The 13,437-nt window shown below is 76.3% G+C and carries 12 protein-coding genes; 3 read left to right on the forward strand and 9 right to left on the reverse strand.

The annotated features are described in order from the left end of the window. Complete coding sequence (locus ACIBPC_RS17505) at positions 1-1,128, reverse strand: ferrochelatase (protein WP_398845446.1); 1,128 nt, start codon at positions 1,126-1,128, stop codon at positions 1-3. A gap of 17 nt (positions 1,129-1,145) precedes the next feature. Next, positions 1,146-2,027, reverse strand: a complete 882-nt coding sequence (locus ACIBPC_RS17510; RefSeq protein ID WP_398845449.1) for a hypothetical protein — start codon at positions 2,025-2,027, stop codon at positions 1,146-1,148. A gap of 406 nt (positions 2,028-2,433) precedes the next feature. On the opposite strand from ACIBPC_RS17510, the gene sepH reads away from it, so the two are divergent. Continuing rightward, a complete protein-coding gene (gene sepH / locus ACIBPC_RS17515) occupies positions 2,434-3,501 on the forward strand; it encodes a septation protein SepH (RefSeq protein ID WP_362960464.1) in 1,068 nt (355 codons plus the stop codon). A 48-nt stretch (positions 3,502-3,549) separates the two neighbouring features. Here the strand turns inward: sepH and ACIBPC_RS17520 are convergent, their stop codons facing one another. Next, positions 3,550-4,389, reverse strand: a complete 840-nt coding sequence (locus ACIBPC_RS17520; protein ID WP_398845452.1) for a sulfurtransferase — start codon at positions 4,387-4,389, stop codon at positions 3,550-3,552. Positions 4,390-4,459: 70 nt separating this feature from the next. Here ACIBPC_RS17520 and ACIBPC_RS17525 point away from each other — a divergent pair, with 70 nt between their 5' ends. Continuing rightward, positions 4,460-5,242: a VOC family protein gene (locus ACIBPC_RS17525; protein ID WP_398845455.1), complete on the forward strand. Its 783-nt coding sequence runs from the start codon at positions 4,460-4,462 to the stop codon at positions 5,240-5,242. Positions 5,243-5,252: 10 nt separating this feature from the next. On the opposite strand, the gene ACIBPC_RS17530 is transcribed toward ACIBPC_RS17525, so the two are convergent. From ACIBPC_RS17530 to ACIBPC_RS17545, 4 genes are all read right to left on the reverse strand, one after another. After that, on the reverse strand, positions 5,253-5,924 hold the full coding sequence (locus tag ACIBPC_RS17530) for a thymidine kinase (protein WP_362960469.1): 672 nt from the start codon (positions 5,922-5,924) through the stop codon (positions 5,253-5,255). A gap of 21 nt (positions 5,925-5,945) precedes the next feature. Continuing rightward, the gene (locus ACIBPC_RS17535) at positions 5,946-7,139 is read right to left on the reverse strand and encodes an alkaline phosphatase family protein (RefSeq protein WP_398845458.1); all 1,194 of its coding nucleotides are present in this window, start codon (positions 7,137-7,139) and stop codon (positions 5,946-5,948) included. Beyond that, positions 7,136-7,723 (reverse strand): DUF5998 family protein, encoded by a 588-nt coding sequence (locus ACIBPC_RS17540; RefSeq protein ID WP_362960474.1) that lies wholly within the window; start codon positions 7,721-7,723, stop codon positions 7,136-7,138. The genes ACIBPC_RS17535 and ACIBPC_RS17540 overlap by 4 nt, the downstream gene beginning before the upstream one ends. A gap of 63 nt (positions 7,724-7,786) precedes the next feature. Then, positions 7,787-10,501, reverse strand: a complete 2,715-nt coding sequence (locus ACIBPC_RS17545; protein WP_398845461.1) for a GNAT family N-acetyltransferase — start codon at positions 10,499-10,501, stop codon at positions 7,787-7,789. 97 nt (positions 10,502-10,598) lie between these two features. Here ACIBPC_RS17545 and ACIBPC_RS17550 point away from each other — a divergent pair, with 97 nt between their 5' ends. Next, positions 10,599-10,889 (forward strand): HPr family phosphocarrier protein, encoded by a 291-nt coding sequence (locus ACIBPC_RS17550; protein WP_362960479.1) that lies wholly within the window; start codon positions 10,599-10,601, stop codon positions 10,887-10,889. Positions 10,890-11,120: 231 nt separating this feature from the next. On the opposite strand, the gene ACIBPC_RS17555 is transcribed toward ACIBPC_RS17550, so the two are convergent. Beyond that, positions 11,121-11,798, reverse strand: coding sequence for a GntR family transcriptional regulator (locus tag ACIBPC_RS17555; RefSeq protein ID WP_398845466.1), 678 nt, complete (start codon positions 11,796-11,798; stop codon positions 11,121-11,123). Positions 11,799-12,048: 250 nt separating this feature from the next. After that, the gene (locus ACIBPC_RS17560; protein ID WP_362960649.1) at positions 12,049-13,416 is read right to left on the reverse strand and encodes a pitrilysin family protein; all 1,368 of its coding nucleotides are present in this window, start codon (positions 13,414-13,416) and stop codon (positions 12,049-12,051) included. Positions 13,417-13,437 lie beyond the last annotated feature (21 nt).

A 13,437-nucleotide genomic window follows, 5' to 3' on the forward strand; every position in this document is an offset into this window, starting at 1 on the left:
TCAGGCGAACGGGCTGTCGGCCCCGGCGGCGGCCGGACGCGCGACGCGCCCCGGGCAGCAGCCCGCCGGGCACAGGTCGTGGCTCGGGCCGAGGTCGCCCAGGGCGCAGCGCCGGGGGGACTCGCCGCGCTCGGTGGCGGCGCGTTCGAGCACGAGGTCGCGGACGGCGGCGACGAAGCGCGGGTCGGCGCCCACGGTCGCGGACCTGACGGCGGGCAGCCCCATCCCGCGGGCGGCGTCCATCGCCTCGGTGTCGAGGTCGTAGAGCACCTCCATGTGGTCCGAGACGAAGCCGATCGGCACCATGACGACGGCGGGCGTCCCCTCGGCGTGCAGCTCGCGCAGGCGGTCCACGATGTCGGGCTCAAGCCACGGGATCTCGGGCGAGCCGCTGCGGGACTGGTAGACCAGCTCGTGCGGGCGCTCCACGCCGGTCGCCTTGGCCACGGCGGCGGCGACGGTCCGCGCGGCGTCGAGGTGCTGCGCGACGTACGCGCCGCCGGGGGCGCGGCCGGAGGGCGGGCCCGACGTGTCGGCGGCGCTGTCGGGGATGGAGTGCGTCGTGAAGACGAGGCGCGCCCCGTCGCGTACCTCCTCGGGCAGTTCGACCAGGGCGGTGAGGACGCCGTCCGTCATCGTGTCGAGGAAGCCGGGGTGGTTGTAGTAGTGCCGGAGCTTGTCCACGCGGGGCAGCGGCACGCCCTCGGCGGCGAGCTCGGTGAGGGCCGCGCCGAGGTCCTCGCGGTACTGGCGGCAGCCGGAGTACGAGGCGTAGGCGCTCGTCGCCAGCGTGAGGACGCGGCGGTGCCCGGCGGCGGCGATCTCCCGGACGGTGTCGGTGACGTACGGCGCCCAGTTGCGGTTGCCCCAGTAGACCGGCAGGTCGAGGCCGTGTCCGGCGAAGTCGGCGCGGAGGGCGGCGAGCAGGGTGCGGTTCTGCTCGTTGATGGGGCTGACGCCGCCGAAGAGCCGGTAGTGCGCGCCCACCTCGGCCAGCCGTTCGCGCGGGATGCCCCGGCCGCGCGTCACGTTCTCCAGGAACGGGATCACGTCGTCGGGGCCCTCGGGCCCGCCGAAGGAGAGAAGCAGCAGCGCGTCGTAGGGCTGGGTGTCGGTCGCACGGTCCATGTCTCCCGATCCTGCCATCAGCCGGTGGCGCCCTCCGCCCCGCCGTCCTGCGTGCCGGGGGTTGTGCCGGGTCCCGTGCCGCCGGAGCCGGGCGCGGGGGCCGTGAGGGTGGGCGTGGGCGTGGGTGTGCCGCCGGTGCCGTCACCGGGGTCCTGGCCGCCGTCCTGGCCGGTCTCCCCGCCGCCGGTGCCGTCCGTGCCGGTGCCGGGGGACGGGGTGCCCTGCCCCGGGGTGTCCTCGTCCGGCGCGTCGTCGGACGGCGAGGGGGCGCCGCCGGTGTCGTCGGGGGACGGGGTGCCGCTCCCGCCGTCGCCGTCATCGGCCGGGCCCTCGTCCCGCCGGTCGTCGCCGCCGTCGTCGTCACCGTCGTCGCCAGGGCTGTCACCCGGCCTGTCACCTGGGCTGTCGCCGCCGTCACCGCCGCCGTGGATCAGGCGGCCGACGGAGGTCCCGGCGTCGTCGCGGCCCCACCAGCCGGACAGCGAGGAGCCGCCCGCCAGCTCGATGCCGGTCACGGCCGTCATCGCCAGCAGGAAGGCGCCCGCCGCCGCGAGCAGGGCGCGGCGCGGGCGCCACCGCCGCCGTGCGCGCGGCCGCGGTGTCGGCGGTGACGGCGTCCCGGCGGGCCGGCCGGCACGCCGCGGACCGGCGGGACGGCGCGCCGAGTCGAACAGGTGCTGGAGGAAGGCGCCGCCCGTCGTGGCCACGACGCTGAGCACCGCGGCCCCGATGACGGTGCCGTACACGCCGAGCCCGGACGCGAGCATCGCGCCGAGGACGGCGGCCACGGCGCTCGCCGCGACCTGCGTGACGGTCAGCTCGACGCCCCGCCGCCGGGTCCCGCCGTCCGCGGCGGGGTTCGGGACGGGGTCCGGATTCTTTACCTGAGGTTCCACCATTTGCCGCTTCCCGCACACTCCTCGCACCGTGTCCACGCATGGGACGACTCCGTCCACGGAAGAGACATACGGGGGCGGCCGAAAGTTCCACTTTTGCGGATTCTGTGAGTCTTACCACCCGAAAGTGTCGGGAAACGCCCGCCCAACTCCCTTGCCGGATGTGAACTTCCGGCGCACTTCACCCCACGGGGCGCGTCCTGATGGAGTAATGTGACGACACCTGGTCCAAGCCGCCGTCCGGCCCGCGCGGAGATCCGGCCCCCGCCGGTCACCGCTCGTGGCAAAGTGGTGACTGTGCCATAACGGCGGCGAAAGACCATGGCCCGACACGCCGGGCAAGTCGGCAAGGTTGTGGCAGGCTGCACCCGGGCAGGTCACACTCGTCAGCGGGAGAGCAGCGACGTACGTGACGTCGGCAGGCACCACCCGGGAGGTCCTCGTGCCCGAACTGCGTGTCGTGGCCGTGAGCAATGACGGCACACGTCTGGTGCTCAAGGCTGCCGACAACACGGAATACACCCTTCCCATCGACGAGCGCCTGCGCGCCGCCGTGCGGAACGACCGCGCCCGTCTCGGCCAGATCGAGATCGAGGTCGAGAACCATCTGCGGCCGCGCGACATCCAGGCGCGCATAAGAGCCGGCGCCACCGCCGAGGAGGTCGCGCAGTTCGCGGGCATCCCTGTGGACCGCGTACGCCGCTTCGAGGGCCCCGTGCTGGCCGAGCGCGCCTTCATGGCAGAACGCGCCCGCAAGACCGCTGTACGGCGCCCCGGGGAGACCGCGGGGCCGCAGCTCGGCGACGCGGTCACCGAGCGGCTGCTGCTGCGCGGCGCCGACAAGGACGCCGTCCGCTGGGACTCCTGGCGGCGCGACGACGGGACGTGGGAGGTCCTGCTCGTCTACCGCGTCGCGGGCGAGACGCACTCGGCGAGCTGGATGTACGACCCGCCGCGCCGCCTGGTCCAGGCCGTGGACGACGAGGCGCGCGCGCTGCTCGGCGAGACGGACGACACGCCGGAGCCGAGCACGCCGTTCGTGCCCCGGATCGCGCGGCTGCCCCGGGAGAGCGAGCGGTCCGCGGGCCGCTCGCCCGAGCCCATGGGCCGCGACCGCGACTCCGAGCCCGATTCGCTCACCAGCCTGCTGGAGGCCGTGCCGAGCTTCCGGGGCGACCTGGTCGTGCCGGAACCGGCGTCCGCGCTCGCCGCGGCGGCCACCGCGGAGCCCGAGGCGGACGACGACGACCTGCACGACGAGCCCCCCGTGCCGCGCGGCCCCTCGGCGCCCGCCGCGAGCGCCGGGTCCACGTACGCGGACGTCCTGATGCCCCGCTCGGTCGGCGGGCACCGCGACCGGCTGACGGGCAGCACCGACCGGCAGGCGGAGGCGGACGGCGTGCGGCCCGGCCGCCGCGCGGCGGTGCCGAGCTGGGACGAGATCGTCTTCGGCACGCGCCGCAAGAAGAAGGAGTGACGCGGGACGGCGGGACACCGTACGGGTGACCCGCCGTCGCGCGCCCGGTCAGCCCGCCTCGGGGCCGGTCGCCACCGGGCGGCCCGGCAGGGCGGTCCACTCGCTCCACGAGCCCGGGTAGAGCGCGGCCCCGATCCCCGCGGAGGCGAGGGCGAGGACCTCGTGCGCCGCCGAGACGCCCGAGCCGCAGTAGACGCCCACCGGGGTGTCGGGGCCGACGCCCAGGGCAGCGAAACGGGCGGCCAGCTCGGCGGGCGGGCGCATCAGGCCGCCGGGACCGGTGTTCTCGGTGGTCGGCGCGGAGACGGCGCCCGGGATGTGCCCGGCGACCGGGTCGATCGGCTCGACCTCGCCCCGGTACCGCTCCCCCGCCCGCGCGTCCAGCAGCACGCCCTCGCGCGCCAGCGCCGCCGCGCCGTCCGCGTCCAGCACGGGCAGGCCGCCGGGGGCGGGCACGAAGTCGCCCTCGGCCGGTTCCGGCGTACGGGTGGACAGCTCGCCCTCCCAGGCCGGCAGCCCGCCGTCCAGCACGCCCACCCGCCCGTGCCCCGCCCAGCGCAGCAGCCACCACGCGCGGGCAGCCCCCCAGCCCTGGCCGCCGTCGTAGACCACGACGGGACGGCCGAGGCACACACCGGCCCGGCGCATCGCCGCGCCGAAGATCCCGGTGTCGGGCAGCGGATGCCGTCCGCCGGGTCCCGGCGGGCCCGCCAAGTCCTCCTCCAGGTCCACGTAGACGGCGCCGGGCAGGTGTCCGGCCTCGTACGCGGGGCGTCCCGGCGGCCCGCCGAGCCGCCAGCGCACGTCCAGCAGGACGGGCCGGTCCGCCTCCGGGGAGCCGGGGGCGAGTGCGGCGGCGAGGGCGGATGCGGGGATCATTGGTGTCATGGCCCCATTCTCCCCAGCCCTGGGGAGACTTGCGACGGCGAGCCGGGGAGCCCCCAGAAGAGAGGCAAGGATGGCCGAGACTGCGAGCCCGCCCGTTCCTGGAACGCACCGCTGGGTGAGTCTGATGGTGCACGACCTGGCGGCCGGACGGCGGTTCTACGGAGAGCTGTTCGGCTGGGAGTTCGACGAGGACGAGCCCCAGCTCGGGCCTTACGTGAAGGCGCTGCGCGACGGCCACCCGGTGGCCGGGCTCGGGGAGATCGCGGCCGGCGCGCGGCGGGTGGTCGCGTGGCTGCCGTACATCGCGGCGCGCGACGCGGACGAGACGGCCGCGCTGGTGCGCGACTGCGGCGGCACGGTCGCGGTCGGGCCGCTGGACGTCGACCGGGTGGGGCGCCTCGGGATCGCCTCGGACGTGAGCGGCGCGGCGTTCGGCCTGTGGCAGGGCGGCCCGCGGCGCAGCGGACCGTACCGCGGGCCGTGGGGCGCGCCGGTGTGGAACGAGCTGATCACCCGCGAGGCGTCGGGCGCCGCCAAGTTCTACTGCACGGTCTTCGGGTACGAGCCGGCGCCGGAGCCCACCGCCCCCGAGGGCTCGGACCAGCTGACGCTGCGGCTCGACGGGCGTCCGGTGGCGGGCGTGCGGGGCGTGGCCGGCGAACTGCCGCACGACCGCGGGCCGCACTGGCTGACGTACTTCTCGGTGCCGGACGTCGAGGAGGCCGTGGCGCGCGTCGAGGAGCTGGGCGGGCGGCGGACGAGCGCCCCGGCGGACTCGCGGTTCGGGCGCTGGGCGGAGGTCGCCGACCCGGAGGGCGCGCCGTTCGCGCTGATCCGCCCGGCCGACCGCTGAGCGCGGCGCGTCAGTCGGCGCGCCGCGCCGCGTCGACCGGGAGCACCTCGGGCGACAGGGCGCCCGCGCCCGCCGAGGCGGCGGTGAGCCGGCGGCGGTGGTGCCGGCGGCACAGCACCTCGTAGCCGACGTCGGCGAGCCCGCCACCGGGCTCGCCGACGTCCCCGACGACGACCTGGGCGCCCTCGACGACCATCCGGCCGCCGACCGTCCTGGCGTTGTGCGTGGCCCGCGCGCCGCACCAGCACAGGGACTCGACCTGGAGGACCTCGACGCGGTCGGCCAGCTCGATCAGCCGCTGCGAGCCGGGGAAGAGGCGGGTGCGGAAGTCGGTGGTGATGCCGAAGGCGAAGACGTCTATGCCCAGGTCGTCCACGACGCGGGCCAGCTGGTCCACCTGCCCGGGCGAGAGGAACTGCGCCTCGTCCGCGATGACGTAGTCCACGCGGCCCCCGGCCGTGAGGAGGCCGACGAGGTGGGCGTGGAAGTCGAAGCCATCGCCTGCCTCGGTGGCCTCGGTCACCAGGCCGAGGCGGGAGGAGAGGCGCCCGGCGCCCGCCCGGTCGTCCCGGGTGAAGATCAGGCCCAGCAGGCCGCGCGCCGAGCGGTTGTGCTGGATCTGGAGGGCGAGGGTGCTCTTCCCGCAGTCCATCGTGCCGGAGAAGAAGGCGAGTTCAGCCACGGATCGTGCTCCAGTGCGGTCTCAGGTGCGGACTTCGAGGAGCGGCACGAGCTGCTCGGCGGGGGTCAGCGACCCGTGCATGCCGACCAGCGCCGACTCCTTGGGCTCACGGCGGCTCGCGACGACGGCGGCGCTGCCCGTCATGGCGACGACGACGTCGCCGATCCGGTCGCGCACCCGGGCCTCGACGCCGGTGCCAGGCGGCCCGAACCAGCCCAGTTCCACGGCCTCCTCGCGCGTCACGACCCACGCCTGCTCCGCGAGCACCTCGCGCCACACGGCGTGGACGTCGGCCGCGGCGCCGGGGACGGCGTACAGGTGGCGGGCGCGGCCCTCGCCGCCGAGGGCGGCGACGCCCGCGGACAGCTCCCAGTCCTCGTCGAAGTCGAGGCGGTCGGGCCCGGCCGGGGGCGTGTCCACCATGCCGTGGTCGGCCGTCACGTAGAGGACGGAACGGGGCGGCAGCTGCTCGGCGAGGCGCCGCGCGAGGCGGTCCACCTCGCGCAGCTCGCGGCGCCAGTCGGCGGACGCCATGCCGTAGCGGTGCCCGGTGGCGTCGAGTTCGGCGTAGTACGTGTAGACGAGGGCCCGTCCGGTCGCGGCGAGCCTGGCGGCGGCGAGGTCGATCCGCTCGCCCGCGTCGAGGCGGCCGAGGAACGTGCCGCCCGAGAGGGCGACCTGCGTCAGCGGCGTGCGCTCGAAGCGGGGGGCGGAGACCTGCGCGGCGGGGACCCCGGCGGCGTGGGCGAGCTGGAAGACGGTGGGGTGCGGCTGCCAGAGCGCGGGCTCGGTCCAGGGGTCCCAGCGCAGTTGGTGCATCAGCGCGCCGGTGGCGGGGTCGCGCACGCGGTAGCCCGCCAGGCCGTGGGCGGCGGGGGGCAGCCCGGTGCCGACGGACGCGAGGGAGGTGGCGGTGGTGGAGGGGAAGCCGCAGGTGATGGGCTCGCCCGTCCCGGCCTTGGAGGTCGGCAGCAGCGAGGTGAGGAACGGGGCGTCCGCCGCGTTGTCCAGCAGGGCGTGCCAGCCGAGGCCGTCGACGAGGAAGAGGCAGACCCGGTCGGCGGACGGCAGTTCGAGACCCGACGTCAGGCCCGGTACGCCGATCCCGGCCGCCGCGGCGGGCAGCACGTCGGCGAGTGACGCGGAACCGTAGCGGGGCGCGGGGGCGTCGCGCGGGTCGAGTGGCTCGGGATCGGCGGCCTGGGCGTACGTCACCTGCCCGCCGCCGCCGTGGCCTCGGACAGCGCCTGCGCGAAGTCCAGGGTCTGGCGGACCGTCTCCGGGCCGTCGCCCGCCTCGCTGATGCGCAGCGAGAGGTCGTCGGCCGTGCTGGAGCCGGTGTAGCCGTGGTCCGCCTCGCAGTTGGGGTCGCCGCAGGCGGCGGGCTCCATGTCGATGCGGGAGACGGCGCCCCAGCCGATGGTGAGGACGACCTCGCGGGGCAGCGTGCCCGGCACGTACGACTGCGGGTCGGCCACGACGCGGCTGATCACGACGGAGGAGATGCGGGACAGCTTGACGGACTCGGTGGACGTCGTCGCGTACGGGGCGGGCGAGGAGGTCTCGGCGGTCTGCTCGTCGGTGTGGCTGACGATGAACCGCGTGCCGGTCAGCACGAGCACGGTGGCGTGACGGCGCACCTCGTTGCTGTCGAAGGTGGTCTCCTGGTGGACGAGGAAGGAGACGACGGGCTCGCGGCCCACGGCCGCCTCCACCGCCTCCGCGACGAGCGCCGGGTAGTAGCCGCTGCGCTCGATCGCCTCCCGCAGTCCCTGGGACGTTGTACCGGTCTTCGCCATGTGCCCATCCTACGGGGCGCCTCCGACAGCGGCGCCGCCGTCGCCGACTCCGCCGGGGACGCGTCAGTACGCGCGCAGCCTGCGCGGGCCGAGGTCCGGCCTGGGGGGCGGCGGCGCCACGCGGACGGTCGCGCCGAGCGGGGTGGCGCCCTCCCGGGCGACCGCGACGGGCTCCAGATCGACCGACGCTATCGCCGGGTGGTCCTCGACCAGCCGCCCCAGGCGCAGCAGGAGTTCCTCCAGCGCGGCCGTGTCCACCGGGCCCGCGCCGCGCCAGCCGAAGAGCATCGGGGCGGCGCGCAGGGAGCGTACGAGCCCGGCCGCGTCCCGGTCGCTGACGGGCAGCAGCCGGTGGCCGACGTCGCCGAGCAGTTCGGAGGCGGGCCCGGCGAGGCCGAAGGACAGGACGGCGCCGATGGCGGGATCGACGGTGGCCCGGACCACCGTGTCCACGCCGCGCGGGGCCATCCGCTGGACGACGGGGCGCAGGCGGGCGGCGTCGCCGAGACGGCCGGTCAGCTCGGCGTGGGCGCGGCGCAGTTCGTCCTCGGTGGCGAGGTCGAGCCGGGTGCCGCCGAGGTCGGCGCGGTGGCGCAGGTGGGGGGCGGTGGTCTTGAGGGCGACCGGGTAGCCCAGGCGCGCGGCGGCCTCCGCGGCGGCGTCGGGGGTGGGCGCGGGGGCGGTGGGCGGGACGTGGATGCCGTACGCGGCGAGCAGGCGTCCCGTCGCCTCCTGGCCGAGCGCGGCGGTGCCGGAGGCGGGCGCGGCGGCGGCGAGGAGCCGGGCGGCGGCGGCCTCGTCCACGTCGTCGAACACCGGGACGCGGCCCGGATCGGCGGCGCGGGCGCGCCACTCGGCGTGCCGGACGGCGCGGGCGAGTGCCTGGACGGCGCGTTCCGCCGACGGGTAGGCGGGGATGCCGTGGCCGCCGAGGTCGGCGGCGAGGGCGTCGAGGCCGAGGTGGGCGACGAGGACGGGCTTGCGGGGCCCGGTGTCGGCGGCGGCGTCGAGGGCCGCGCGCAGCGCCGGGGCGAGGCGTCCGGGGCCGGGAGCGGGGCCGTCGGGGCTGTCGGGGTCCTCGGCCACCACGGCCGCCGCCCCGGCGGGCACGGCCGTGACGACCACGGCGTCGGTGCCCGGGTCGGCGAGCGCGGCGGCCAGCGCGGCGCCGTACGCGTCGGGGCCGGCCGCCGCGCCGAGGCCCCGGGGCGGCAGCGGGGTGAGCCCCTGGGCGCGGCAGGCGTCGTACGCGACGAGGCCGAGCGCCTCCGCGTTGCCGATGACGGCGGTCCGCGCCCCGGCGGGGAGGGGCTGCTGCGCCAGGAGCAGCCCTGTGTCGACGAGTTCGGTGGCGGTGTCCGCCTCGATGACCCCGGCCTGCCGCAGGAGGTCGGAGACGGTCGCCTCCGGGGTGACGCCCTGGGGGACGTCGTGGCCGTGCGGGGGGACGCCGCCGCTGTGCCGCCCGCCGCGCACGACGACGACGGGCGTGCCGGACGCGGCGGTGCGGCGGGCCAGCCGGGTGAACTTGCGCGGGTTGCCGATGGATTCGAGGTACATGAGGGCGACGCCGGTGGCGGGGTCCTCGTCCCAGTACTGGAGGAGGTCGTTGCCCGAGACGTCGGCGCGGTTCCCGGCGGAGACGAAGGTGGACAGGCCCGCGCCGCGCCGCTCCAGTTCGGCGAGGACGGCCATGCCGATGGCGGCGGACTGCGTGAACAGCCCCGTGCGCCCGGCGGACGGCAACGCGGGGGCCGGGCTGGCGTTGAGCAGGACGGCGGGGTCCGTGTTGAGGAGGCCGAACGCGTCGGGGCCCACGACGCGCATGCCGTACTCGCGCGCCGTGCGGACGAGCGCGCGCTGCTCCTGGGTGCTGTGACCGGCCGCCAGCACCACCAGGCCCTGGACGCCCGCCTCGCCGCAGTCGGTGACGACGCCGGGGACCCGTCCGGCGGGGACGGCGACCACCGCGAGGTCCACGGGCTCGCCGATGGCGCGCACGGACGGGTGCGCGGGCACGCCGCCGAGCCGTTCCGTGCCGGGCGGCAGGGTCGCGTTGACGGCGTGGAGGCGGCCGGTGAACCCGGCGGCGAGCAGCGCCGCGAGCACCCGCCGGCCCGCGCCGCCCGGCCTGCGGCCCGCGCCGACCACGGCGACCGAGCGCGGCGCGAGGAGCCGCTGGACGGAACGGGCCTCGGCGCGCTGCTCGCGGGCCCGCATGACGGCCAGCGACTCGGCGGTGGGCGCCAGGTCGAGGGTGAGGCGGACGGCGCCGTCCTCCCAGCTGCGGCGCTGGGAGTACCCGGCGTCCGTGAAGACCTTGATCATCTTGCCGTTGGCGGGCAGGACCTCGGCCTCGAAGCGGCGGACGCCGCGTTCGCGGGCGACGGCGGTGACGTGCTCCAGCAGGACCGAGCCGAGGCCGCGGCCCTGGTGGGCGTCCTCCACGAGGAACGCGACCTCGGCGACGTCGGAGCCGGGCGCCACGCGGTCGTAGCGGACGGTGGCGAGGAACCGGCCCCGCACGGTGGCGGCCAGGCCGACGCGGTCCACGTAGTCGTGGTGGGTGAAGCGGTGGACGTCGCGGTCGGACAGCCGGGGGTAGGGGGCGAAGAAGCGGTAGTACTTCGACTCGTCGGAGACGCGCTCGTAGAAGCTGACGAGCCGGTCGGCGTCCGCCGGGGTGATGGGCCTGATGTGGGCCGTGCCGCCGTCGCGCAGCACCACGTCGGCCTCCCAGTGGGCGGGGTACGGGTGCTCGGCGGGTGTCGGCGCCATGGGCCCAGCGTACGGTTGGGCGGGACCGGGCGGGCGGCCGAGGTGGCCGCGCAGCCGGCGTCCGGCCTGACGATCCACCTCAGCGGAGGGCAACAGCATGATTGAGCGCCGTGTCACGATCGGGTGGGCCGACGGGCTGCACGCCAGGCCCGCCTCGGTCTTCGTCCGGGCCGCGATGGCGACCGGTGTGCCGGTGACGATCGCCCGGCCGGGCGGCGCGGCGGTGAACGCGGCGTCGCTCCTCGCCGTCCTCACCCTCGGCGCGCAGGGGGGCGACGAGGTCGTGCTCGCGTCGTCCGCCGAGGACACCCCGGCGGCGCGGGAGGCGGTGGACCGGCTGGCGCGGCTGGTGTCCGAGGGCCTTGAGGAACTCCCCGAAAAGGCGTGAGCGCGGAAACGTCCGCGCGAGCCGGAAGCGGTGTGAGGGAGAACACGCGGCCGCGCGGGCGGATTACTTCCCGCCGCGATCGAATGCGTAAGCATCCGCTCACTCGCGGACAATAAACAGCGGCCTTTTCCCCGAATTCCGGGCAGCACCATGCGCGGCCGCCAATACGGCGACGGAATTCACGGTCCCGCCGCCCCCGCGACCTCGCCGTTCTTTTGTATGCGGTCGTTGTTAAATCTGGCCACGGCCTGTGTTGACAGCAGGTTTCGGGGTCCTCGCGACGGCGGTGCGGAACTGCCGCCTGACGGGGGCGGCCCGCTCCAGCTGGGCCGCGGACAGGGCCCGCGCCCGCTCCGCGTCGCCGCGGGCGATGGCGTCCACCAGGGCGCCGCGCTCCTGCCACAGCACCACCGCGCGGGAGACGGGCTCGCCCGTGTAGAGCCAGGTGACCTTGCGCCGCAGCTGCACGAGGAGCGCGGTCAGGCCGGGGCTGCACGTGGCCTGCGCGAGCGTCTCGTGGAACCAGTCGGCGAGGGAGCGCAGGTCGGCCTCCTGGCCCTGGCCCGCGCGCTGGCGCCCGAGGCGCACGAGCCCGCGCAGCACCTTGAGGTGCGCCTCCGTGCGCCGCTGGGCGGCACGGGCGGCGCCCAGCGGCTCCAGGAGGGCGCGCATGTCGAGCAGGTCGGCGGCCTCGCGGTCGCCCGGCTGGGCCACGCAGGCGCCCGCGTGGCGCCGCGAGACGACGAAGCCCTCGGACTCCAGCGTGCGCAGCGCCTCGCGCACCGGGACGCGGGAGACGCCGTACCGCTGGGCGAGCTGCTCCTCGGCGAGGCGGGCGCCCGGCGGCAGGACGCCGCCGACGATGTCGTCACGGATCGCCGTGCATACCGTGTGCGCGGAGATACGCATGACAAACCCCCACAGCCATCGCCGGCTTCAGCCCTGTTGCATTACGACCGGATCACTCCCCCGAACTGTATGGCAAGAAACCGGGAATGCCGATAGGGGTCCCGGTGGACTGCGATGCCTTTCGGCCCTTTTTTACGAAAAATTCACAGCCCGGAAAGTTCACGGCGCGAAAACCCGCGCGCGATAAGTCCCCGGGCAGGAAAACGGCCCCCGGCGGCGGCGTTCCCGCCGCCGGGGGCCGGGGCGGGCGTCAGCCGCCGATCACCGTGACCTCGCCGATGCCGAGGGCGCGCACGGGCTCGGCGATCTGCGCCGCGTCGCCGACGAGGACCGTGACGAGCCGTTCCAGCGGGAACGCGCTCACCACGGCCGCGGACGCCTCGACCGTGCCGGTCTCGGCCATCCGCGCGTACAGCCGCGCCTGGTAGTCCTCCGGCAGGCCCTCCTCGACCAGGTCGGCGAGGGTGCCCGCGACGGCGGCGGCCGTCTCGAAGCTGAGCGGGGCGACACCCACCAGGAACTGCACGGCCGCGTCCCGCTCCTCGTCCGTCAGCCCCTCGGCGGCCAGCGTCCGCAGCACCTGCCACAGGTCGGCGAGCGCCGGGCCCGTGACGTCGGTCGCGACCGAGCCGCGGATGCCCAGCAGGGCCAGCCCGGAGCCGTCGGCCCGCGAGTTGAGCACCTGGGCGAAGGCCCGGATGCCGTATGTGTAGCCCTTCTCCTCCCGCAGGACGCGGTCCAGGCGGGAGGTGATCGTGCCGCCGAGGCAGTAGACGCCGACGCGCTGGGCGGCCCACACCGGGTCGTGCCGGTCCGCGCCGGTGCGGCCGATCAGCAGCTGCGTCTGGACGGCGCCGGGCCGGTCCACGATGACGACGCGCGCGCGGTCGTCCGCCGTGACGGACTCCCAGGCGGGCTCGGTCGCGGGCGTGCCCGTCCAGGCGCCCAGCGTCTCGGCGAGCGCGGCGTCCAGGTCGATGCCGGTCAGGTCGCCGACGACGACGGCCGTGGCGCCCGCCGGGCGGACGTGCGCCTCGTAGAACGCGCGGACCGCCTTGGCGTCCACGCGCTGGACGCTCTCCGCCGTGCCCTGCCGGGGCCGCGACAGGCGCGACGTGGCGGGGAACAGCGTGTCGTACAGGGCCATCGCCGCGCGGCGGCCCGGGTTCGCCAGCTCGTGCGGGATCTCGTCGAGCCGGTTGCGCACGAGGCGCTCGATCTCGTGCTCGGGGAACGCCGGGGCGCGCAGCGCGTCGGCGGTCAGCCGCAGCGCCTGCGTCAGGCGGGAGGCCGGCACCTCCAGGGAGACGCGGACGCCGGGGTGGTCCGCGTGGCTGTCGAGCGTCGCGCCGCAGCGCTCCAGCTCGGCGGCGAACTCCTCGGCCGAGTGCCGGTCGGTGCCCTCGGAGAACGCGCGGGCCATGATCGTCGCGACACCCTCCTGCCCGGCGGGCTCGGCGGCCAGCGGGGCGGGCAGGTTGATCTCGACGGCGATGACCTTCTGGCCGGGACGGTGGCAGCGCAGGACCGTCATCCCGTTGGGCAGCCCGCCCCGGTCGGGCGCGGGGAACGCCCAGGGGGTGGGCTCGCCGCCGGTGGGGCGGGGGTGCAGGGTCATCGTGGCGGCGGGGGCGCCGCC

The organism is Streptomyces sp. NPDC049879, from assembly GCF_044461265.1.
Taxonomy (GTDB): Bacteria; Actinomycetota; Actinomycetes; order Streptomycetales; family Streptomycetaceae; genus Streptomyces.